We start from the raw sequence: 21,631 nt of genomic DNA, 5'->3' as shown, positions 1-21,631 counted from the left end.
TGTTAGACGGTCCAACAGTGCGCTATAAATCTCTGATGGTCCTGATTGTCGAAATTGAGTATACGTGTAGTAATCGCACGCTCTCGAGCCGTGCGACGTGACGGCGATCCGACTCATCGAGTACTCGAAACGGGATCGAAATCAGCTATCGGGAGCCGACTGCCAACGCGGCGTCGGCTCGAGCGACGAGTGCTAGCGACAGCGTCACCGTGCTATCGCCGCGTCACTCGAGCAATTCGCGGGCGTTGTGTCGCCACGTACGGACGTGCAGGACGTTCAGATCGAGCGCCGTGGCGACGGTCATCGCGCTGATCGTCGCCAGCCGCTCGGCCGACTGGATCCCGGCCTCGGCCAGCCGATCGGCGTCGTCCGGGCCGACCCCGGTGACGGCGGTTACCGGGGTCGGCTTCGGATACGGCCGCTGTGAGGGGCGTTCCCGACCGATCGAGACGGCCGCCTCGTCGTACTCGAAGGCCTGCCAGTCCTCGTCGTCGCTGACCGCGATCCACTCGCGTTCGGCCGCGCCGAGCCCGCGGACCTCGCTCGAGCGCCGTTGGAGATCGCCGTCGGACTCGAACGACCACGGCAGCGAGAAGCGCCTCCGGAGAGCGGCCGCGACGTCCTCGTCGACCCCGTCCTCGAGCAACAGTCGATAGGAGTACTCCTTGTCAACGACCGCCTCGGGGTCGATGTCGGCGGCCGCGAGCGCCTCGCGTTCGGTCGGTTCGATCGCCGCGTCCCGCTCCGAACCCGCGGGGGCTTCGTCGTCGGTGTCCGCGGTCGCGGCGTCGGTCGCCGCGAGCAGTTCGTCCTCGTCGAAGGCGAGTTCGACGGGGTCGGAACCGTCGGCGACGACATCGGCGGTGTCGTCGCCGACGTCGACGGTGATCCCGATGTCGACGACGGTCGTGTCCCCGTCCTCCCCATCGCTCGCCGGGCCGGCTCCCGTCTCCGCGTCGCTGACGACTTCTTCCTTGCTCACGCGATTCACCGGTCGTGCGTAGCTCACACTGTCTCGTCTTGAAAGTTACCCTCGCGCGCCGACACGACTCCAGCCGACCAGCACGCTTACGGCCGCGACGACGGAAGGGAGCGTATGGTTCGCGAGCAGCTCGACCGGATCGGCGTCGTCGGCGCGGGGACGATGGGCAGCGGCATCGCACAGGTCGCCGCCACGAACGGCTACGAGGTCGTCATGCGCGACATCGAATCGCAGTACGTCGAGAACGGCTTCGACACCATCGACGACAGCCTCAGCCGCCTCGAGAGCCGGGGTGCCCTCGAGGAAGCGCCGGCGACGATCCGCGACCGGATCGAGGGGACCACGCTCCTCGACGATCTCGGCGACTGCGATCTGGTCGTCGAGGCCGCCCTCGAGGAACTCGCGGTCAAGCGGGAGGTCTTCGCCGACTTAGAGCGGGTGTGTGCCGACGACGTAGTGCTGGCGACGAACACGAGTACGCTCTCGATCACCTCGATCGCCAGCGACCTCGAGTGCCCGGAGCGCGTGATCGGGCTGCACTTCATGAACCCGGTGCCGATCATGGAGGGCGTCGAAGTCGTCGTGGGTGAGAAGACGACCGACACAGTGACCGAACTGGCCCACGACCTCGCCGCGGACCTCGGGAAGACGACCTGGGAGGCCGACGACAAGCCCGGCTTCGTCACCAACCGGATCCTGATGCCCTGGATCAACGAGGGGATCCGGGCCTACGACGAGGGCGTCGCCTCCAAAGACGACATCGACACGGGAATGGAACTCGGGACCAACGTGCCGATGGGGCCGCTGACGCTGGCCGACCACATCGGCCTCGACGTCTGTCTCCACGCCTCCGAGACGCTTCACGAGGAGCTAGGCGACCGATACAAGCCGGCCTACCTTCTCAAGCGCAAGGTCGAGGCGGGAGATCTCGGCAAGAAGACGGGGCAGGGGTTCTACGAGTACGAGTGACATCCTCCTCGCCGTAAACGGCGAGGCTTCCCCGGCATGGGGAATACCAGTCAGTCGTCACTGGCAGAGGGTTTCGACTCTTGGAAGACCGCGAGAGTCATCTGCTGTGGTGAGCTCGTCTCACAGTGAGTCGTGGCGGTGTCACAACCGCTCCCATCCCGAGGCGAGTCATCGCGTTCCGCCTTGTCAAGCGGGACGCTCTCTCCCCACGGGTCAACCCGTTGTGCGATATTCGCGGAAGCATTGATGTCGGCCTGAAACGTCGAAACGTGGCAGTCGTCGTGCAGACACCGGAACTCGGCTTGTGAATCTCGCCGACCGATGCGGTGGCACGAGTGGCACGTCTGCGAGGTGTACGCCGGATTCACGTACTCAACCGGGATGCCTGCTTCCGTCGCTTTGTCCTCGATGCGTCCTTGAAGTCGGGCGAACGCCCATGAGTGAAGGCGACGGTTCATGTACTTCCCGTAGTCGAGGCGTTCTCTGATGTACGTTAAGTCCTCCATCACCAACACCGGGTTCTCAAACTGTTTGGCATACTCGACGGCATGTCGAGATGCTTTCTCTACGATGTCGGTGAGTGCGTTCTGGTAGTGGCTGAATCGGTCTTCAATCCGCCACTCGGATGCATCACGCTCTTGGAGTCGTTTCAGGGTGGTGTGCATCTCTTTGCGGAGGTGCTTCGCTCTGCTTCCGTCACACACGAATGGGTCAGTCGGAGAACCGTCCTTGAGGGCACAGCCCGTTATCAGGGCGGTTTCTCCGATGTCTAAGCCGATGTGTGTGGTGTCACCGTCCGTAGATGGTTTTTCGACCGGGTACTCGACGGTGACGTGCAGTACCCAGTTCTTCCGGTGCTTCTGAAGCCGTATCTCCCCCGCCTTCGCATCCTCTGATACGAGATCATGCCAGAGATCTTTCTGTTCGGGGTTGATGCGGAGCGGTATCCAGAAGTTCGTCCCCCGGCCGGGTCGGGGAACCCACCATGTAAACTCGTATTTCCGTTCATCAGAGTGGTCGAACTTCGCAGCTTGATTCGTGAGCCGTATCGGGTGTTCGTCGTCCAACTCCTCCGCGTTGTACGTCTTGTGAAGTTTCGGAACGTAGTTGCAGAGGGCAGCCTTCGCCTGATACGGTAGGTCGTAGGGCGTCACAATATCGCTTACATCCGACATGGTACTCGCCCCAGCGTCGAACGCCTCTTGTAGGCCCTCACGGTAAGTCTCGAGCAGGTCGTTCAGTTTTGACTGTTTGTGAGCTGTCGGTGGGGCGAGCGTCGCTTGAAGTGTCTTAGTTATCGTCGTCACTGGCGTCTAATCCTTTCTCGATTAGTTCAGCGTAGGCGCGAGGATGCCGGATGCCATTGTCGCGGGCGTAGTCCTTTACTCGTTCATGGAGGTCGCTCCCTCGCTCCATATCGATTTCAGCTCGCACAATTCTTTGTACGTTTTCTTGTCACTAATAGATTCCGTTTGGTATTCGGGCTGCTGTAGTCTGTGGGTTACATAGTCGAGTGACGCGATTCACGCCCGCCCTAAAGGGCGGGATTCTCTCGCTGTTTAAAGATAGTCACGCCTGTCGTTTCAGCTTGGCACAATTTATTTGGTGCCGACATGCGTCTGCGAAGACGATGCGAACCGCCCGCGTTCTCCCGCTCCTCCTCTGTTGGTGTCTCGTCGGACTGATCGCCGTCGTCGCGGTGGCGGCCGCACCGCCTCCGACGCAGCTCTGTGGCGTCTGCGGTCCCAGCGTCGCCAACGACGCCGAAGTCGCGGGCGCGACCGATCACGGAACCCTCGACGTCTACGTCGACGAGACCGGTGATTCGCTATGGCACGCCCGGATCCCCGTCACCGACTCGGCCGCCGAACGCTATCGGTCCAACGAGAGCGCCCTCGAGGCCGCGGTCGACGACGCCTGGGCACACTCTCACGCCGCAGATGGCGACGTTCGGGCCGTCGAGGCGGCGGTCGAGGACGACACCGTCGTGGTGAACTACACCGTCGACGACGTCGCTCGTCGCGGCGTCGGCGACAGTTGGATTCTCGACTACTTCGCGACCGGGACGTCGTCCACGCGCTACGAGTTGGCGGCCGAGCGGCTGACGATCCATACGCCCGACGGAACGGTGATCACGAACCGTCTCCCCGCCGCCGACGTCGACGGTAACGAGGCGACCTGGACGAACGAGAACGACGGGGCACGGGACCGTGGCTTCGACGACCAGACGTACGTCACCTACGGCGAGGGCGGCCTCCTCGGTACCGCGAGCGGCTACGCGACGATCGCCCGCGTGACCGGGCCGCCGGCGCTCGCTTGCGGGTTAGCTATCGGGGCCGTCCCCGGCGCGCTGATCGGTCTCCTCGGTATCGTGATCGGCCGTTCCAGCCGCGGATCCACCGTGGTCGAGCGGGTGACCAGCCGCCTCGGCCTCGAGCGGCCGACGGTCGATGCGGCGACGCTCGAGCGGTTGCTGGTCGCCGTCGGCATCGGCGGCGCGATCGGCTTCCTCGCCTACGGTGCGGTAGCGACCGACCGGGTGTTTCCGCCGGCCGCCATCGTGCTGTCGTCGCTGGGGGTCGGATACGCGTTGATCGGGCTGGCCGCCGCACGGATCGGTCCCCGTCTCGAGACGCGCGGGCTGTTCGTCCTCGCGGTCTTCGCGACGCTCGTCGCCGCCGCTTACACGCGAGCGCTCGCCGGCGGGGTCGTGTACGCGCTACCGCTCCTGTTCGGGGTTGCTACCGCACTCTTCCTGCCGATCGGCCACGCGTTCGAGCGCGACCGGCGCCCGGTCGCGCTACTCGGGGCCGCCGCGCTCGTTCCGAGCGCCGTCGGCGCGCTCGTCTACCCGGCGAGTCCGATCGGCGTCTGGACCGTCCTCGTCGGTATGCTCGTCTTCCTGCCGTGGGTCGCAGTCGTTGGGATTTTCGGCTATCCGCTGGCGCTGCTCGGCCGAACGCTCGCGGCCGCGGACGGCTGACGGCGTAATCTCCCGACTCCCTGTCGCAGTTCGTCCCCGCTCTCAGCACGACCGTTCGACGACCGTCGTCGTCTCCGGCGGCGGGGCCTCGCCCTCGAGCGCGATCCGCCGTTCAGTGTACGTCACGGTGACGTTCTCGACGGGGCTCCCGCTCGCCGCGGTCGCCCGCTCGCACATGTAGCCCGCGAACCGATCGGCGCGGGCGTCGCTCTCGAGCAGCGAATAGAGATACTTCCGCCAGCGGAAGTCGGGGCCCGTGTCGGCCGCGGGCGGGTGGTCGGCCCGAACGGCGGCACCGCGAAGAACGTCGATATCGGGCCCGCCGTCGACGTGGCCGACCGCCGTAAACCCGCCGTCGGTCGTACTCGGATCGGGTGCGAACATCGTCCACCGATAGTCGTCGGGCACCCGCGAGTCGGCCGGCTCGAGGCCTGCCGTCGCGCCGAGCAGCAGTCCGCTCCACAGGAGGACGACGGCCAGAACGCCGACGAGTGCGACCGATCGATACCGACCGATTCGGATCCGGACCGTCGACGGCAGCGGCGAGCCGACGGACCGCGGCGGTGTCACGCGATCGATCCTGAGCCGGCAGGCCGTCAGAGCGCGCTCGAGCGGGGCGACCCGATCGACCGCGCCGGCGGCGACGCGCTCCAGAGCGTCCCAGACGCCCGGTGGGAGAAAGAGGAGGACCGCGGTGAACAGGACTGCCGGGAAGAGGCCGACGGCCATCGAGAACGCCATTCCGGAGACTGCGGTCAGAAACGCCGCGGCGTAGGCAGTTCGGAGACGGCCGGTAAGCAGGAGCAACAGGGGTGCGCCGGTCACGAGTCCAGCCCAGGCGTAGGTGCCGGCCGTGAGCGCGAACGGGTAGGTCGCGACGGCGTCGGCGAGCGGGAGCGTCAGTTGGTCCTGCCGGAGCGCGTAGCCGAGGGCGTCGCCGCTATACCAGGTGCTGCCCTCGGTCTTGAGGACGGCGTTGCCGACGAACAGGGTGACGACGTGAACGAGGACCGCCGCGGTCGCCGGCGTCGCGATCAGCGCGTCGCTGCCTGCTCGCGCCGCGGCGTCGTTCCGTCCCGCCCTCTCTCGAGCGTCGATCGACCAGCGGTTGCCGAGCGGGAGGAAGACGGCAAGCACCAGCAGTTCGCGCAGGAGCCTGTCGGCCCCGTTCAGGACGAACGGGTTGCGAAAGTGCAGCGAGAAGAGCAGGAGTGCAGCGAGGGCCGTCGCGGTTCTCGTCCGGTAGCCCACCAGCAGTGCGACCGCGAGGAGCGCCGAACAGCCGAACAGAACGACTTGGACCCACGGCTCGCCCGACAGCGCGTGGATCGAGTAGCGTCCGAGCGCGTACTGTTCGCGGAGGAGCGCCCGCGGCAACACGCCGTCGTCGGTGTAGAAGGCGCTGAGAAACCGCACCCGGTGAGAGACGTCGAACAGGAGGAGGCCGCCGAGCGCGATGCGAAACACCGCCAGCGCGCGCTCGTCGATGCCGACGCGGCGCTCGAGGGCGGGACGGACCATCGGGGTAGAACTCGTCAGGACGCTCGCATACGTCTTGTGTCTCCGCCGCGGGCCGGGCAACGGCGCTGCCGGTTCGGTTCGACGGCTCGAGAACGGCCCTCGTCGGGCGTTTCAGGCGCAGTGGTGGCCGTTCACTGATGGAGCGGCTGGTTGGCCATCTGCTCGCGCAGTTCGGCCAGTCGCGAGCGGGAGACGCCGTCCTCGAACTGCTGGAGGAGGGCAAAGACCTCCGCCCGGGAGACTTTCACGTCGCCCTCGCGGACCACGTCCTCGGGCCGTTCGCGCAGTTCGCGGAGCGTGCCGACCGCCAGCAGATAGGGGATCGCCCACGCCGAGAGGCGGTTGCCGTTGTGTTCGGGGACGACCTCGAGGTATCGCTGGGCGTCGTCGAGGTAGCTCTCGGCGCGGCCTGTCACCCGCTTGATGACGTTCGTGACGCCACCGTGGTGGGCCTCGTCGGTGACTGCCTCGACATCGACATCTTCCGCGGCGAGCCATTCGGCGGGGAGATAGACGTTGTTTTCCTCGCGGTAGTCGTCGTCGACGTCTTTCGCGATGTTGACCAGCTGCAGGAGGAGGGCAAACGAGCGGGCGTTCTCCCGCATCTCGTCGGCCCGGTCCTGTGAGGTGCCGCGGGCGACCAGCCCGGTGATCAGGGTCCCGACGGTGCCGGCGGCGTACCAGCAGTACTCCTCGAGTTCCTCGATGGTCTGTAAGCGCAGGCCGCCCTCGTCGGCGTACCGGTCGGTGAACATCGCCATCCCGTCGACGAGTTCTCGGACGGGGTCGCGCATGATCTCGCGGGGCTCTTCGTCGAGGGACTCGAACGTCCGCAGGACGCGGGGGGTCCGGGCGACGACCTCCCAGTCGTCGTTACGGTCGTCGGGAATCCAGGGCCCGACGTCGTCCATGAACGCGTCGACCGACTCCGTCGCATCGGGATCGAGCAGCCGGTCGTACCGCGTGAGCAGTTCGGTCTGTCGCGCCGGCGGGATGTGGCCGGCGTCCTCGATGGTGTCCGCGATCCGACAGAGGAGATAGCCGAGACAGATGTGTCTCGCCATCGGCTCTTCGAGCCGATCGATCGTGATCGAAAAAGTCCGCGAAACGCCGTGAACCGCATCGTAACACCACTCGAGGTCGTCCTCGAGGTCGGCGTCTGGTTTGGGTTCGGGCTGGCCCGTGGTCATCTACTCGAGTTAGTTTCGTTATCATCCCGGAAAAACACCGCGGTCGCGGCGCGCTCTTCCGCCCGGCGCTCCGAGCGGGCCGGCCCGACCGATCGGGGGGCCGGCAACTCCCGCCGAAACCCGTATGCGTGCGAGCGGCGAATCCGGACCCATGCATCAGTCGATACTCGTCGCCGGCTCCCACGGCGGGGTCGGTCAGCACGTAACGGCGCTGCTAGCCGAAGGCGACTACACCCCGCGAGCGATGATTCGCGACGAGTCCCAGCGGGAGGAACTGGAACGACTGGGCGGAGAGCCGGTCGTTGCGGACCTGACCGAGCCGTCCACGCTCGAGCGCGCGCTCGAGGGCTGTGACGCCGTCGTGTTCGCGGCCGGCTCCGGCGGCGAGGACGTCTACGGCGTCGACCGCGACGGCGCGATCAACCTGATCGACGCCGCGGGCGAGGCGGGCATCGACCGGTTCGTCATGCTCAGTTCGATGGGGGCAGACGACCCGGATGCGGGGCCGGAGCCGCTGCGGGACTACCTGATCGCGAAGGCCGAAGCCGACGAGTACCTCCGACACAGCGGGCGCGCGGACACGATCGTCCGGCCGGGTGAACTGACGGACGAACCCGGCACCGGCGAGATCCGGGCCGCCGAGGGGCTCGAGCTGGGCGAGGATGACATCCCGCGCGAGGACGTGGCCGCGACGCTCGTGGCCGCGATCGACTGCGAGCCCGTCGTCGGCGAGACGTTCGAGATCCTTTCGGGCGAGAACCCGATTCCGGACGCGCTCGAGGCCGTCGGCTCGGGCTGATCCCCGTCGGGGAACGGACTGCATAGACGAGTCCCTGTTCTATACTGGCAGTCGATGGACGTCCGACCGTACGGCTGCCGTGCGGTCGGTGTGTGAGTCGTTTCGGTCGCCGGTGGCCGGCCACTTCTCGGACTCGCACTTGTCTCGGCCGAGACGGATTGTATCGCCGAAACTCCAGCCGTTACGGGGACTGCAGACGATACGTTGGGGCGGAAGAAGCGTCCGAACCCCATCATATGTATGGAAAGAATAATACAGTATTTCTCCCTCTATATAGGACGACATGCCAGCAGGTACTGATCAAACGCTTCGGCCGTTCTTGTGGCGGGCAAGCAAGCTGTATTCCGAGACGGAGATCGTCTCCCGGAATCACGATGGAATGCAACGATACACGTACGGCGAGTACGAGCAGCGAACGAGCCAACTCGCGAACGCGCTCGACGAGTACGGAATCGAGGAAGGTGATCGGGTCGGAACCTTCTGTTGGAACCACTCGCGCCACTTCGAGACGTATTTCGCCGTGCCATCGATCGGGGCACAGCTCCATACGATCAACCCGTTGCTCCCCGACGCACACATCCAGTACATCGTCGACAATGCCGACGACGAACTGATCTTCGTCGACCAGTCGCTCGCGCCGAAACTCGCGGGTGCCGTCGCCGACGCCGACGACGAGTTCGACGGTATCGACTTCGTCGTCATGGGGAGCCAGCCGGCCGACGACCTCGAGGCAACACCGTACGAGTCGTTCATCGACGGCCACGAGACCGACTACGACTGGCCCGACGTCGACGAGGAACAGCCCGCGGGGATGTGTTACACCTCGGGGACGACTGGCAACCCGAAAGGCGTCGAATACACCCAGCAGATGCTCTGGAGCCACACGATGGCCTCCCAGACGCCACAGGGGATCCCGATGGCCGACGACGACGTCGTCATGCCTGTGGTACCGATGTTCCACGTCAACGCCTGGGGAATGCCGTTTACGGCGACCGCCGGCGGGGCCAAACAGGTCTTCCCCGGCCCCTCTCCCGAGCCCGAAGACCTCGCGTCCCTCATCGAAAACGAGGGCGTGACGATCAGCGCGGGCGTCCCGACCGTCTGGCTGGGGCTGATGGAGTACTGTACGGAGAACGACGTCGACCTCTCGACGCTCGATACCGTCATCGTCGGCGGCTCGGCCGCGCCGAAGTCGATGATCGAGTGGTTCGACACGCAAGGCGTCGAGGTGCTTCACGCCTGGGGGATGACCGAGATGGCGCCGATCGGTGCGGTCTCCCATCTCAAATCCGACCTGCAGAACGCGGACTACGACACGCGGGTCGAAAAGCGCGGTAAGCAAGGGCTGGTCGTTCCCGGCCTCGAGTTCACGGTCATCGACGACGACGGCGAGGAGATCGAGTGGAACGGACAGGAGTTCGGCGAACTGTGGATCCGCGGGCCGTGGGTGACGACGGAGTACTTCGAGCGCCCCGAGGCCAACGAGGCGGACTTCGAGGACGGCTGGCTCAAGACGGGTGACGTCGTCACCGTCGACGAGGACGGCTACATCAAGATCGTCGACCGCGAGAAGGACGTGATCAAATCGGGCGGCGAGTGGATCTCTTCGGTCGAACTCGAGAACGCGATCATGGCTCACGACGGCGTCGCCGAGGCGGCCGTCGTCGGCGTCCCCCACGAGCGCTGGCAGGAACGACCGGTCGCGTTCGTCGTCCCCGCCGAGGGAGCCGATCGGGACGCGCTCGTCGACGAGGTCAACGAGATGCTCGCCGACGAGTATCCCAAGTGGTGGCTCCCGGACGAGATCGAGTTCATCAAGGAGGTGCCCAAGACGGCGACGGGCAAGTTCTCGAAGAAGGACATCCGCGAGGAGTACGCCGACCAGTCCCTCGTCGAGGGACAGGTTCCGGAAGACGCCGCGCCGGACGAGAACTGAGGCGATCGGCTGCCGATTTTTGGGTCCGCGTTCGTACCTGCGGTTCGTCGTCGATTACTGCCGGTCGAGACACTACTGCACGACGTTCCCTCTCATGACACTGACAGACACGATAGCGCAAAGAGAGAACAGTAAAGGATCATGATTCCTAATCCCGCCATATGGACTTTGCACTCTCGGCCGAGCAGCAACAGATTCGGGACATGGTGTCGGAGTTCGTCGACGAGGAGGTCGTCCCCGTCGCCGAAGAGATCGACCACGACGACGAGTTCCCACAGGACCTCGTCGACCAGATGGCCGAACTGGGGCTGATGGGGATGCCCTTCCCCGAGGAGTACGGCGGTGCCGGGCTGGACTATCACTCCTACGCGATCGGGCTCGAGGAGATCGCCCGGGGCTCGGGCGGCCTGGGGACGATCGTCGCCGCCCACACCTCGCTGGCGGGCAACATGCTCTACGAGTTCGGCGACGAGTCCCAGAAGGAGGAGTACCTGACCCCCGTCGCGGCGGGCGAGGACATCGGGGCGTTCGCGCTCTCGGAGGCCGGTGCGGGCAGCGACGTGCCGGCGATGGAGACCACCGCCGAGAAAGACGGCGACGAGTACGTCATCAACGGCGGCAAGCTCTGGATCTCGAACGGCTCCGTCGCGGATACGGTCACGCTCTTCGCCAAGACCGATCCCGACGCGGGGAACAAGGGCATTTCGTCCTTTATCGTCCGTCCCGAGGAGGACGACGGCTTCATCGTCGAAGGCACCGAGGACAAACTCGGCGACAAGGGCTGTCCGACCGCCGAACTCCGGTTCGACGATCTCAGGATCCCCGAAACGCGCCGACTCGGCGATGAAGGCGACGGCTTCGTCCACGCGCTGAAGACCCTGAACGGCGGCCGGATCACGATCGCCGCCCGCGGCGTTGGCATCGCCCGCGCGGCCTTCGAGGAGGCCCGCGACTACGCGAACGAGCGCGAGCAGTTCGGCCAGCCCATCGGCGAGTTCCAGTCGATCAAGCACAAGCTCGCGGACATGGACACCAAGATCCAGGCCGCGAAGATGCTCATGCACAAGGCCGCCGACAAGAAGATCCGCGGCGAGGACTACATCAAAGACGCCTCCCAGGCCAAGCTCTACGCCTCCGAAGTCAGCCGCGAGGTCGCCAACGAGGGCATCCAGATCCACGGCGGCTACGGCTACACCAAGGACTTCGCCGCCCAGCGGTTCTACCGCGACGCCAAGCTCAACGAGATCTACGAGGGAACCAGCGAAGTGCTGCGCAACACGATCGGCGACCAGTTGCTCGAGGAGTAGCGCCGCTTCGCCGACTCCATCTCAGTACTACCTTCGTCGCCCAAATATTGATCCGCCTGTAGCGTCAACGCTGTCAACAGGGATGTCACAGCAAGTTCGCCTCGACGAACACGTGTACGAACGGATCAAATCGAAGAAACGAAGCGACGAGTCGTTTAGCGAGGCCGTCGAACGGCTCATCGGTGGTCGATCACTTCGCGATCTCCGAGACGTATTCGACGCGGAACAGGTAGACGAGATGCGTACGGCTATCGACGAGGCCGATCGTGTCGATCGCGACGAAGTCCGAGACGTCGGCGATCGGTTCAAATGATCGTCGATACGAGCTTCGTTTTGGACGTTATCGACGGCATCAACGAAGCCCTCGAGAAGGAACGGGCACTCGAGACCGAAGGCGTTCCGCTGGTCATTCCGACGATGACGGTGCTGGAACTCTATATCGGCGTCGGAAAAGTCGCGCACACGACAGCCGAACGGCAGCGTGTCGAGGCCGTCCTGGACTCCTATCCGCTCGTGCCGATGACGCCGAGTATCTCGCGACGTGCCGGTCGTCTCCTCGGTCGGCGACTAACCGACGCGGCTGCCGGCGACGGGCCGGGGATCGGCAAGGGAGATGCGGTCGTCGCTGCGACCGCTCTCGAGCGCGACGAACCGGTCCTCACTGGCGATACTCACTTCGAAACGATCTCCGCTATCGATGTCGAGACGTACCGGTAATCGAGTCGACCGGTACGTTTGGCCGTCCGTCGACTCCGGCCGTGTTCGTACGCATTCCCACGCTTATTCGATTCAAAACGGCACTTACGCTGATTCTCCACCAGTATCTAGACACGCTCCGACCCAGTCGGCGTGGTCCCGCATCCGCCGTTCGCCAGCGTCGGTCAGCGCGTAGACGTCGTGGAGTCCCTCGGTCCGCTTCTCGACGATGCCCGCGTCGACCAGCGCCGAGAGCGAGCCGTAGAACGACTTGGGCTCGAGCCGGTCGTCGTAGTGGGACTCGAGGCGCGTTTTCAGCTGCTGGCCGCGCAGTTCGCCGTCCGCGGCGGCGGCGAGCAGGAAACAGATGTCCCGGCGGCGGCCGCTGTGGAGCCACTTGCTCATGGCGCGGTCTGGGTCGGGAACGGGCTCGAGCGTTACGGTTTGTGGGGAGGACTGGAAACCGAGAGTAACAACTGAAACGATTCACACCGATCGCACGACGGCTGTATGCTTGGGTATGACTTAATTCATCACATAAAATTCAGACAAGCATAAAATACTTATATGACAATATTTAATAGAAGATTGTAATATGAGAAAAATGCGACTAATGGGACGACGACGGTTCTTGAGTACTCTCGCTGGACTTGGTGTCTCTGCCAGTGCAGTGGCCGGAATGAGTCAGTCCGTAATGGCCGAGCTTATCGATAATCCAAAACGCGAGGTTCCGCGTGTACACGGGTACACCCATACAAATCACGAAGCGGTGAAAGACGGTGCCTCTCCGAATCGGGAACCCATTTATTACAAGATTTCCCGGAGTCGATGGCGTCGAGTAGAAAGCGCTCACGACGCCCGAAAACGGATAGAACAAAAACTGCAGAATCGTCCCGAAACGATCGCTGTCTGGGTTACGACCAATTCAAACGATGAGAAGCAGATCTCTGTTAATATATATGATAATGGCGAAGTGACGACGCCAAACAGAACGGTTCAACAGATCGAAGACGCTATCCCGAGTACGATAACTGGAGTTGCCGGCCGCGGCACAATGATGGAAGATTCTGTTCGAGACATCCCGGTTTCGGTCGAACGTATTTCGACCAAGTCAGCGACTCCGAGGTTACAAGATGATGAGCCGAACTACTATTGGAGCGATTGGGACGAAATCCCTGCAGGGAGTGCGTGCAAAGTGGCTCTTTATGATGATTCTGTCCGTATCGGCTTTGGGACTGGAACGCTCTGTACACCGATCTATCATAATGGGACAACGAAAATGTTGACTGCTGGTCATAATATTACGGCACCGGGGATATCAGCACAAACGGAATGGCTTGCAGGGAAACCACCAAAAGACGAGTCGGATCTCGTCCCGGATGAAACCCGTCTCACCGGGAGCCCCGGTCCAGACACATTCGATGCAGCGACACTAGGTCTCGAATCGGATACGCAGGTCACATACGAACTTGCTAGAGGGAATGGAATGACAGCCAACGATATCGTTGGCTCGATCTCGGAAGACAAGTTAAAAGATATCGAAGACGACGGAACGATGGACGGAGAATCGTTCCAACGACAGGGTTCCCGAACAGGTACGAGTAGTGGCTTCGGTATCGATAAGATCGGAAGCGATGGGTTCGTAACGACACTAGATCAAGACGAAACTGATCAAGGTGACTCGGGTGGACCGTATCACCTTGCAATCAGCCCAATGAGGGCCAGTCATCTCGTCGGATCGGATATGATTCTGAGTCCGGCGGAACCGACCAGCCATATTGCAGGCGTTCATCAAGGCAATTTTGTTGATGGCAAATACACTGCCGCAACATCGATGTACAGGATCGAGGAGGAATTTGGAGTAACTGTCTAAGCACACGAATAGTGACAAACAAATGTGTTGCTGCCCTGTCCTGTGAATATGTCCACAACGCTTTCATGCCTAGATTTCCAGTGATCGGAGACCCAAGAGCATACACGGACCACTCGATGCCAGAAACTGATCCGTCTAGACCCACCCGTCGTCGTATTCTCGGAACTCTCTCAAGCGCGAGTCTCGCTGCCATCGCCGGCTGTTCGCGCGAGACCGGCAGTGGTGATTCCGAGAGGACGGCCGACGACGGGCCGTGGGACGACCTCGATCTGTCGGGTAACCTGACGTTCGAAGACGATCCGAACTGGCGGATGCTCGGTCACGACACCGGAAACACGTTCACGAATCCACAGGCAGACGGTCCGTCCGACGATCCCTCGGTCCAGTGGACCGTCGAAGATACGGCATCGGCGGCATTCGATGGGTACCGATGCCACCATCCGTTGATCGTCGACGGCACCGTCTACACGAGCGTCGAGGACGAGAGTACTGCAGACGACGTGACCGCCGAACAGCGATCGTTCGTCGCCGTTGACGCCGAGACCGGCGAAACGGAGACTCGCTTCAGTGTCGACGGGCGCATCTGGCGACCGCTGATCGACGGTGACACGCTGTACGCCGCTGTCGGCGGAACGATCCGCGCGTACGACCTCGAATCGGGGACGGAACAGTGGCGATCAGAGACGAAGTTGCCGATATTATCGGCCTCAGCCATACGACTAGTGGGTGATGTCGTACTTGCGACCGACAATGCAGTAGTGTGGTCACCGGACGGCGAACTCCTCCCACAACTGTACGCATTCGATGCCGATACTGGTGAACTACTCTGGGAGCGCGCCGGTAGCAGTAGCGTCGGTATCGAACCGATGCTGCCGGTGACTGCAGATGGAATGACCGTCCTCCACCACACGACTCCGCTCAGAGACGTTGGATCAGGCGATCGATTAGCCGAACTCCCGATCGAGCCCCGGTATCCGGTTCTCGACGACGGAGTGCTGTACGCGCTCGTCGATGGGGACGACGAAACAGTGCTGGCCTCCTACGACTGGTCGTCGATGACGGAACGGTGGACGTACGAACCGGACGAGAGCGTGTATCAAGGCTGGGTCGTCACCGTCGACGATATCGTCGTCGCGAACGGCGGTTCCCATGGACTGCTCGGAATCGACCGCGATACCGGTGACCGTCGCTGGCGAACCCAGCCCTGGGACGACCACCTCGGCACGATATTTCGGGTCGCGACACGGGATACCGTGTACGTCGTTTACGAGGGCGGCGCAGCCGTCGCACTGGATCCAACCGACGGTGGTATCAAGTGGCGGCTCCGGACCGACGAAATGAACTGGGGGCCGATTTCGGGATGCGCACTCGCCGACGATCTCCTGGTCACAGTCGGTGACGATGGAACGCTGTTTGGCATCTCGTAACCGCCGGCGTCGTCTCCGGTCTCGTTTCCGTGACCGGGCGCGTCGAACGCTCACTCGAGTCGCTGTCGCAGCGCCGCCACGACCGTCCACGCCAGTCCGCCGAGGGCCGCCGTCCCGAGCATGGCTCGATCGCCGATCTCGAGGAGGGCGCTCCCGTCGGGGCGGCGGTCGTGCTGGACGAGCAGCCAGCCCCGATCGGGATCGCCGAGGACGACGTCACCGGAGCCGAAGGCCAGCGAGAGCAAGACGGCCACCAGTGCGTAGGTCACGACCACGGCGAGGGTCCCGACGCTTCCGGTCAGGAACCGCGAGAGGAGTCCCATGCCGGGCAGCCGGTCGCTTGTGCCCTCGCCCGTCCCGTAGATGCCAAAGCCCTGGACGCCGCCGGGCGGATCGCCGACGCGGACGTCGGCGGGGTACTGACAGAGGACTGCGGCCATCCAGAGATCGCCGATCGAGCCGGCCGCGTTCGCCGCCAGCGGGACGACAAGCAGCGGCGACGGGGAGACGACCATCGCGGCGAGGCCGACGGCGGTGATCACGGTCACCGGCGCGAGCAGGGCGACCAGCAGCTGGTTGCGGGTGTAGCTCGAGCCGTCGGTTTCGGCGTAGGCGTAGGGGAGGACGAAGTGGGAGACGCCGACGCCGTAGCGCGGCGAGCCGCCGTAGCGGGCCAGAAAGAGGCCGTGCAGCAGCTCGTGGGGGACGACCACGACGACCAGCAGGCCGACGGAGACGGCCAGCCAGACGAGGACCGTCGGCGGCGACGACGGCGCGATCACGATCGGCTCGAGGGCGACCCCGCGGAGCCGGGCGAGGACGCGGGCGAACGCGTAGACCGCGCCGAAAAACCCCGCGGCGGAGACGACGAGCCACTGGAGGGCGACCGCCCGAGTGAGTCGAAACGTCGCGAGCGGGCGACGGGACGTGGCGGCGTCCGATCCGTTCACGGCCCGCATCTCGAAGGCGACCGAAAAATCGGTGTCGATGTTCGCTCCTTCCGGCGGGCCCGACCGGAACCGACAGCTTCCCGGTGATCGATTCCTCACTGTCGCCCATGACCGACGAACGGACCGCCGAATCCAACGGGATCGCGGCGACCTACGACGAGACCGAGACCGAACGGATCCTGTCGTTCGAACGCGAGGCCGGGGCCGGAGCCGGCTCGAGCGCCACGGCGGCGATCGCACAGAACGTCGAGGGCTACGCCATGCTGAAGGTGCGGCCGACGGCCGACGGCGACGAACTCGAGCGCTACTACGGGTTCGACATGGCGCTGGATCACGCCGGGGAACTGCTCGGCGTCTCGCCCCACGACCTGCCGGTCCCCGAGGCCGCCGAGGATATGGGGATGTGAACGGACGGTAACGAGCCCGGGAGTGGACGACGAACGCCGGATCAGACGACGAACGCCGCGACGATCAACAGGCCGAAATAGATGACGACGACCGCGCCGACGGCGTACAGTCGGACTCGCCGCATCGTCTTGCTTTCCGCACGGCGGGCCCGCTCGAGGGCTGCCCGCTCCCGGTCCGAGAGTCGCGCGGGGTGGGCGCGGCCCCGGTGGAGTCGCTCGTAGCGGACTCGCCGAAACGGCCGCCCGCAGTACGGACACCGCGCTGGCGGGTCGCCGTCTTTGCCGCCCTCGGGTGCGTCGACTGCGGGTTCGGTGCCCGTCGTGGCACCACGAGTGAGATTCGCACCCGTCGGCGCGTGATCGCTCGAGTCGCCCGACACGGCGACGACTACGACGACCCGTCATATGCGTTTTCGGTCGGTTTTCGCCGACTGTCTCGCCGGCCAAGACGACCGGCGTCGGTGTCCCGCTGTGGGAAAAAGCGGGAGCCCTAAATACGCGGAGTCGAAGGGTGTAGACGAGAATAGCCGTGGCAACAGAGTCGTTTCCCCGCCCCGTCGGCACGCGACATCGCTTCTCCGCACTGCTCGCAGCGACCGCGCTGGGCGTTTACCTCCTCCTCATCGTCGGCGCGACGACGTCGCTGACGAACGCCGCCGCGTCGTGTTCGACGTGGCCGACCTGTCACGCGCCGGTCGACCCGCTGAGTCAGACCGAACTCGCGATCGCGTGGGCCCACCGGCTCGCCGCCGTCGTCGTCGGCCTGCTCGTGGCCGCGACGGCCGCCGCCGCCGTTTTCGGTGACGTCTCGAGCCGCGTCCGAACGACGCTCGCCGTCGCCGCCGTCCTCTACGTCGTCCAGGTCGGTGTCGGTGCCGTCACCGCGACGATCGGCCCCGCCGCGATCGTCCCCGGACTGCACCTCGGGCTCGGGCTCGTCATCTTCTCGGCGGTCGTCCTCGCGCTCGCCTGGGACTTAGAGATCGCGACCGGGAGCGAAGACGAGGACGGCGTCACCTCCCCGGAACCCCTCGAGGAGTCGGTCCCGACTGCGACCGAACGCACGCTCCCCTCGAGTCGCCTGGCGCGCGCCCGGCTAACCGCCTTTGCCTACTTCCAGATGATGAAGCCGCGCCTGATGTGGCTGCTCTGTCTGGTCGCCGCCGCCGGAATGGCGCTTGCCGCCGGCCCCGGCCTCGAGACTTACACGATCGTCGCGACGCTCGGAGGCGGCGTCCTCGCGATCGGTGCCAGCGGGACGTTCAACCACGTCCTCGAGCGCGACGTCGACCAGAAGATGTCCCGGACCGCCGAGCGCCCGCTCGCGGTGGATCTGATTCCGGTCCGGAACGCGCTGGCCTTCGGGCTCGCGCTGACCGGACTGTCGCTTGCGGCCTTCCTGACGATCAACCGGCTGGCCGCGGCGCTCGGCCTGGCTGCGATCCTGTTTTATAGCGTCGTCTACACGCTCCTCCTCAAGCCGAACACGGTCCAGAACACGGTTATCGGCGGCGCTGCGGGGGCGCTGCCAGCGCTGATCGGCTGGGCCGCCGTGACTAACGAGATCGGCTGGCCCGGCCTCGCGCTCGCGGCGGTCATCTTCCTGTGGACGCCGGCGCACTTCTACAACCTCGCGCTGGCCTACAAGGACGACTACGCCCGCGGCGGCTTCCCGATGATGCCGGTCGTCCGCGGCGAGACGGAGACGCGAAAGCAGATCATCTACTACATCGCCGCGACGCTCGTGAGTACGATCGCGCTGGCCTGGATCACTGACCTCGGCGCGCTGTATGCCGGGACCGTCGTCGTCTTCGGCGGGATCTTCCTCTGGGCCGCCGTGCGACTTCACTTCGAGCAGACCGAAGCCGCCGCGTTCCGCTCGTTCCACGCCTCGAACGCCTTCCTCGGGGCCGTGCTGGTCGCGATCCTCGTAGACGCGCTGGCGTTCTGACCGATCGCGCTCTCGGCTCGAGCGAATGGGGGGCCGTTTCCGTCCCGGTTGAACCCGGCTGTTCGACGGATACAGAGACGTTACGGCCGGAACGGGTGCCAATTTTGGTGCCACGGAATACACCCCTACCGCTGTCGAGACAGAGCGGCGGTTACTGCTCTGACTGATTCGTCGGAGTCGTCCATGAAGGCCCGGTGCGTCTGGGGATCGATCTCACCGATACCCGTTGAGAACAGCGTGCGGAATAGAGTGTGTAGTCTGCGACTGCTCCGCGTTCATTCCGCGGTTACTCGGGTGGAGATACCGGTCACAGAACTGCTCATCCTCCCGTGTTATTGACAATAATCCTCCGAATACATTATTATTGGAACGTAAGAAGGCGAAGTATGAAACTCGTAGAAGCCACAGCAGACGATCTCGACGCGCTGGTCGACCGCTGGCACTCCCTCGCAAAGTCGATGGAAGCATACGACGAATTGAACCGACTCGTCCGCACGGACGTTTACGATGTCGCCGAGGACGGCTTCCAAAAGTTGCTCGATGCCGAGAATACCACCGCCTATCTCGCCGTCCGCGAGAATGAGACTGTCGGTTACGTCCTCCTTCGGGAGGGCCACCACCCGTCTCGCCAGTGTTCGGAGTTCCTTCGCATCGTGGACCTATTCATCGACGACGACCAGCGGAGTCGCGGTCACGGCACAGCGGTCGTCGAACGCGTAAAAGAGATGGCTCGCAACAGTGGCTGTGATTTCCTCAAAGTATCTTGTGAGTGGCAGAACGAAGATGCACGGCGGTTCTACCGGGAGACGGATTTCAGACCGAAACAAATCGAATACGTGCAGTCACTGTAGTGACCGTTCGCACGGTTCCGGTCTACCGCACGAGAGCGAACCGGGATTTCGCGGATCTCGCAACCCCTTCGATCCCACACGGCGACGAGACGCCCCGGTCTCGAATCACTTGCCCCCGAGGCGGGTCACCAGAGCAGGTGCGGCCAGACGAACGTGAACAGGAACCAGATGATAGCCGTCAGCACGACCGTCATGATCGCGTTCAGGACCAGTCCGGCCCGGAGCATGTGGCGTTGTTTGACGTATCCGCTGCCGAAGACGATGGCGTTGGGCGGCGTCGCGACCGGCAGCGCGAACGCGAAGCTCGCGGCGATCGCGCCGGCGACCGAGAGAAAGAGCGCGGTCGAGAAGTCGGTCAGCCCGAGCGTCGCCGAGAAGACGCTTCCGAGGCTGATCAGAATGGGGACGATGATGCTGGTCGTCGCGGAGTTCGAGGTCATTTCGGTGAGGAAGATGACGACCAGAACGACCGCGCCGATGACGAGGATAATGGGCGCGCCGACGAGTCCGCCGAACACGGTGTCGGCGATCCACTCCGTCGCACCCGTGTCAGCCAGCGCGTTCGCGAGGGAGATCCCGCCGCCGAACAGCAACAGCGTTCCCCAGTCGATGTCGACCAGTTCGTCCCACTCCATCGTGTCGGCCAGCACGAGCGCGGGAATCGCCGCGACGCCGACCATGACGTAGTAGAGCAGCCCTTGATGGCCCTCGACGCCGAAGACCGTCATCCCCTCGCCGCCGAACACAGTCGTCATCCAGGTGGCTGGGAGGTACGGCTCGAAGAGGTCACCGAGTCCGCCGAGCATCCAGAGCCCCGCCGTCACGGCGAAGATCGCCGCCACCCGTTTCCCGCGGGGATCGAGTTCGCCTTCGGCCTCGAGTTGCTCCCGGGCGGTGGCTCGCGCCCGTTCGACGTCCGGCACCTCGGGCGGATACAGCACGTACGTCAGGAGGAACCAGACGAGCGGCAGCGTCACGACGACGACCGGGAACCCGACGAGGAACCAGTCGGTGAACCCGATCTCGTAGTCCAGAATGGCGTTGAGTTGGCCGACGAGAATCGCGTTCGGCGGCGTCCCGATGATCGTCCCGACGCCGCCGACGCTCGCGGCGTAGGCGGTCCCGAGCAGCATCGAAATCTGGAGGTTGGTAAAGGCAGCCGTCGATTCGGCGGTCCCGCCGTCGGCGGCCGTCTCGGCGGCATCACTCGCCCGATCCTGCTCGTCCGACGACGCAAGATCGTCCCGGTCGAGGACCTGGCTGAGGACGCCGACTGCGATCGGCATCATCATCGCGGCCGTCGCGGTGTTTGACACCCACATCGACAACACGGCGGTCACGACCATGATCGCGAAGATCAGCCGCCGCGGCGAACTGCCCATTTTGGCGATGGAATACAGCGCGATCCGCCGATCGATATTGTACTTCTGGATCCCGTTAGCCAGCATGAACCCGGCCAAAAACAGGAAGATGATGTGATCGGCGAACCCGACGAGGGCCGCGTCCATCGAGTCATAGACGCCGGTCCCCGTGAGCAAGACGGGGATCGTCAGCGCGGTGACCGCGAGCGGGAGCGCGCCGGTGACCCAGAGGAACCCGGCGAAGAACATCGTTGCGAGCGCGTACTGGCCCGTCATCGACAGCCCCGACGGCGACGGTGCGGCCGCGATTGCTACTGTCCCGATCCCTGCGAGGGCGAATAGGGATGTCCGGCGGTCTAAACCACCCAAAAGTCCGTGTATCATTGATACACGGAGGAATTATCATTATGGATCTTAAGCGCTTCCAT

The 21,631-nt window shown here is 64.2% G+C and carries 20 protein-coding genes; 12 read left to right on the top strand and 8 right to left on the bottom strand.

Going from position 1 to position 21,631, the window contains the following annotated elements:
- Positions 1-223: 223 nt before the first annotated feature.
- Entirely contained in the window at positions 224-982 is a 759-nt protein-coding gene (locus NP511_RS05150; protein WP_049964691.1) for a DUF7409 domain-containing protein, read from the bottom strand.
- Between the two features lie 114 nt (positions 983-1,096).
- Between NP511_RS05150 and NP511_RS05145 the strand changes: the two genes are divergently transcribed.
- Entirely contained in the window at positions 1,097-1,951 is an 855-nt protein-coding gene (locus NP511_RS05145) for a 3-hydroxyacyl-CoA dehydrogenase family protein (protein WP_049964690.1), read from the top strand.
- Positions 1,952-2,001: 50 nt separating this feature from the next.
- On the opposite strand, the gene NP511_RS05140 is transcribed toward NP511_RS05145, so the two are convergent.
- Positions 2,002-3,258, bottom strand: coding sequence for an RNA-guided endonuclease TnpB family protein (locus NP511_RS05140; RefSeq protein ID WP_049964689.1), 1,257 nt, complete (start codon positions 3,256-3,258; stop codon positions 2,002-2,004).
- A gap of 323 nt (positions 3,259-3,581) precedes the next feature.
- Here NP511_RS05140 and NP511_RS05135 point away from each other — a divergent pair, with 323 nt between their 5' ends.
- The gene (locus NP511_RS05135; protein WP_049964688.1) at positions 3,582-4,934 is read left to right on the top strand and encodes a hypothetical protein; all 1,353 of its coding nucleotides are present in this window, start codon (positions 3,582-3,584) and stop codon (positions 4,932-4,934) included.
- 42 nt (positions 4,935-4,976) lie between these two features.
- Here NP511_RS05135 and NP511_RS05130 read toward each other — a convergent pair whose 3' ends face one another.
- Positions 4,977-6,455: a hypothetical protein gene (locus tag NP511_RS05130; RefSeq protein WP_049964687.1), complete on the bottom strand. Its 1,479-nt coding sequence runs from the start codon at positions 6,453-6,455 to the stop codon at positions 4,977-4,979.
- Between the two features lie 131 nt (positions 6,456-6,586).
- Positions 6,587-7,645, bottom strand: coding sequence for a phytoene/squalene synthase family protein (locus tag NP511_RS05125; protein WP_049964686.1), 1,059 nt, complete (start codon positions 7,643-7,645; stop codon positions 6,587-6,589).
- Positions 7,646-7,796: 151 nt separating this feature from the next.
- Between NP511_RS05125 and NP511_RS05120 the strand changes: the two genes are divergently transcribed.
- The 5 genes from NP511_RS05120 to NP511_RS05100 all read left to right on the top strand — a co-directional run bounded on the left by NP511_RS05120 (position 7,797) and on the right by NP511_RS05100 (position 12,404).
- Positions 7,797-8,444, top strand: coding sequence for an SDR family oxidoreductase (locus NP511_RS05120; RefSeq protein WP_371827947.1), 648 nt, complete (start codon positions 7,797-7,799; stop codon positions 8,442-8,444).
- 283 nt (positions 8,445-8,727) lie between these two features.
- On the top strand, positions 8,728-10,380 hold the full coding sequence (locus tag NP511_RS05115; protein ID WP_049964684.1) for a long-chain fatty acid--CoA ligase: 1,653 nt from the start codon (positions 8,728-8,730) through the stop codon (positions 10,378-10,380).
- A 161-nt stretch (positions 10,381-10,541) separates the two neighbouring features.
- Positions 10,542-11,687: an acyl-CoA dehydrogenase gene (locus tag NP511_RS05110; RefSeq protein WP_049964683.1), complete on the top strand. Its 1,146-nt coding sequence runs from the start codon at positions 10,542-10,544 to the stop codon at positions 11,685-11,687.
- An 82-nt stretch (positions 11,688-11,769) separates the two neighbouring features.
- Complete coding sequence (locus NP511_RS05105) at positions 11,770-12,000, top strand: antitoxin VapB family protein (protein WP_049964682.1); 231 nt, start codon at positions 11,770-11,772, stop codon at positions 11,998-12,000.
- The gene (locus NP511_RS05100; RefSeq protein ID WP_049964681.1) at positions 11,997-12,404 is read left to right on the top strand and encodes a PIN domain-containing protein; all 408 of its coding nucleotides are present in this window, start codon (positions 11,997-11,999) and stop codon (positions 12,402-12,404) included. The genes NP511_RS05105 and NP511_RS05100 overlap by 4 nt, the downstream gene beginning before the upstream one ends.
- Before the next feature lie 84 nt (positions 12,405-12,488).
- Here NP511_RS05100 and NP511_RS05095 read toward each other — a convergent pair whose 3' ends face one another.
- A complete protein-coding gene (locus tag NP511_RS05095) occupies positions 12,489-12,788 on the bottom strand; it encodes a PadR family transcriptional regulator (RefSeq protein ID WP_049964680.1) in 300 nt (99 codons plus the stop codon).
- 289 nt (positions 12,789-13,077) lie between these two features.
- Between NP511_RS05095 and NP511_RS05090 the strand changes: the two genes are divergently transcribed.
- Entirely contained in the window at positions 13,078-14,256 is a 1,179-nt protein-coding gene (locus NP511_RS05090; RefSeq protein WP_136396854.1) for a hypothetical protein, read from the top strand.
- A gap of 116 nt (positions 14,257-14,372) precedes the next feature.
- Positions 14,373-15,683: an outer membrane protein assembly factor BamB family protein gene (locus NP511_RS05085; RefSeq protein ID WP_084158238.1), complete on the top strand. Its 1,311-nt coding sequence runs from the start codon at positions 14,373-14,375 to the stop codon at positions 15,681-15,683.
- 50 nt (positions 15,684-15,733) lie between these two features.
- On the opposite strand, the gene NP511_RS05080 is transcribed toward NP511_RS05085, so the two are convergent.
- Entirely contained in the window at positions 15,734-16,642 is a 909-nt protein-coding gene (locus tag NP511_RS05080) for a DUF3267 domain-containing protein (RefSeq protein WP_371827946.1), read from the bottom strand.
- Positions 16,643-16,740: 98 nt separating this feature from the next.
- Here NP511_RS05080 and NP511_RS05075 point away from each other — a divergent pair, with 98 nt between their 5' ends.
- On the top strand, positions 16,741-17,040 hold the full coding sequence (locus tag NP511_RS05075) for a DUF7111 family protein (RefSeq protein ID WP_049964679.1): 300 nt from the start codon (positions 16,741-16,743) through the stop codon (positions 17,038-17,040).
- A gap of 41 nt (positions 17,041-17,081) precedes the next feature.
- On the opposite strand, the gene NP511_RS05070 is transcribed toward NP511_RS05075, so the two are convergent.
- Positions 17,082-17,420, bottom strand: coding sequence for a DUF7410 domain-containing protein (locus NP511_RS05070; protein ID WP_006649241.1), 339 nt, complete (start codon positions 17,418-17,420; stop codon positions 17,082-17,084).
- Positions 17,421-17,569: 149 nt separating this feature from the next.
- Here NP511_RS05070 and NP511_RS05065 point away from each other — a divergent pair, with 149 nt between their 5' ends.
- Entirely contained in the window at positions 17,570-18,991 is a 1,422-nt protein-coding gene (locus tag NP511_RS05065; protein WP_049964678.1) for a heme o synthase, read from the top strand.
- A 386-nt stretch (positions 18,992-19,377) separates the two neighbouring features.
- Positions 19,378-19,842: a GNAT family N-acetyltransferase gene (locus NP511_RS05060; protein WP_049964677.1), complete on the top strand. Its 465-nt coding sequence runs from the start codon at positions 19,378-19,380 to the stop codon at positions 19,840-19,842.
- Between the two features lie 125 nt (positions 19,843-19,967).
- Here the strand turns inward: NP511_RS05060 and NP511_RS05055 are convergent, their stop codons facing one another.
- Positions 19,968-21,587, bottom strand: a complete 1,620-nt coding sequence (locus NP511_RS05055; RefSeq protein ID WP_084158236.1) for an SLC13 family permease — start codon at positions 21,585-21,587, stop codon at positions 19,968-19,970.
- Between the last annotated feature and the right edge of the window lie 44 nt (positions 21,588-21,631).

Source organism: Natrinema thermotolerans (genome assembly GCF_031165565.1).
In the GTDB taxonomy this organism is placed as follows: domain Archaea; phylum Halobacteriota; class Halobacteria; order Halobacteriales; family Natrialbaceae; genus Natrinema; species Natrinema thermotolerans.
Note: the sequence above shows the minus strand (reverse complement) of the source record. Positions and strands in the feature narration are given on the sequence as shown.

Excerpts from the sequence above, each read along its gene's own strand:
- NP511_RS05145 (WP_049964690.1), top strand. The coding sequence starts at position 1,097 with ATGGTTCGCGAGCAGCTCGACCGGATCGGCGTCGTCGGCGCGGGGACG.
- NP511_RS05135 (WP_049964688.1), top strand. The coding sequence starts at position 3,582 with ATGCGAACCGCCCGCGTTCTCCCGCTCCTCCTCTGTTGGTGTCTCGTC.
- NP511_RS05130 (WP_049964687.1), bottom strand. The coding sequence starts at position 6,455 with ATGGTCCGTCCCGCCCTCGAGCGCCGCGTCGGCATCGACGAGCGCGCG.
- NP511_RS05125 (WP_049964686.1), bottom strand. The coding sequence starts at position 7,645 with ATGACCACGGGCCAGCCCGAACCCAAACCAGACGCCGACCTCGAGGAC.
- NP511_RS05120 (WP_371827947.1), top strand. The coding sequence starts at position 7,797 with ATGCATCAGTCGATACTCGTCGCCGGCTCCCACGGCGGGGTCGGTCAG.
- NP511_RS05115 (WP_049964684.1), top strand. The coding sequence starts at position 8,728 with ATGCCAGCAGGTACTGATCAAACGCTTCGGCCGTTCTTGTGGCGGGCA.
- NP511_RS05110 (WP_049964683.1), top strand. The coding sequence starts at position 10,542 with ATGGACTTTGCACTCTCGGCCGAGCAGCAACAGATTCGGGACATGGTG.
- NP511_RS05105 (WP_049964682.1), top strand. The coding sequence starts at position 11,770 with ATGTCACAGCAAGTTCGCCTCGACGAACACGTGTACGAACGGATCAAA.
- NP511_RS05100 (WP_049964681.1), top strand. The coding sequence starts at position 11,997 with ATGATCGTCGATACGAGCTTCGTTTTGGACGTTATCGACGGCATCAAC.
- NP511_RS05095 (WP_049964680.1), bottom strand. The coding sequence starts at position 12,788 with ATGAGCAAGTGGCTCCACAGCGGCCGCCGCCGGGACATCTGTTTCCTG.
- NP511_RS05090 (WP_136396854.1), top strand. The coding sequence starts at position 13,078 with ATGGCCGAGCTTATCGATAATCCAAAACGCGAGGTTCCGCGTGTACAC.
- NP511_RS05085 (WP_084158238.1), top strand. The coding sequence starts at position 14,373 with ATGCCAGAAACTGATCCGTCTAGACCCACCCGTCGTCGTATTCTCGGA.
- NP511_RS05080 (WP_371827946.1), bottom strand. The coding sequence starts at position 16,642 with ATGCGGGCCGTGAACGGATCGGACGCCGCCACGTCCCGTCGCCCGCTC.
- NP511_RS05075 (WP_049964679.1), top strand. The coding sequence starts at position 16,741 with ATGACCGACGAACGGACCGCCGAATCCAACGGGATCGCGGCGACCTAC.
- NP511_RS05060 (WP_049964677.1), top strand. The coding sequence starts at position 19,378 with ATGAAACTCGTAGAAGCCACAGCAGACGATCTCGACGCGCTGGTCGAC.
- NP511_RS05055 (WP_084158236.1), bottom strand. The coding sequence starts at position 21,587 with ATGATACACGGACTTTTGGGTGGTTTAGACCGCCGGACATCCCTATTC.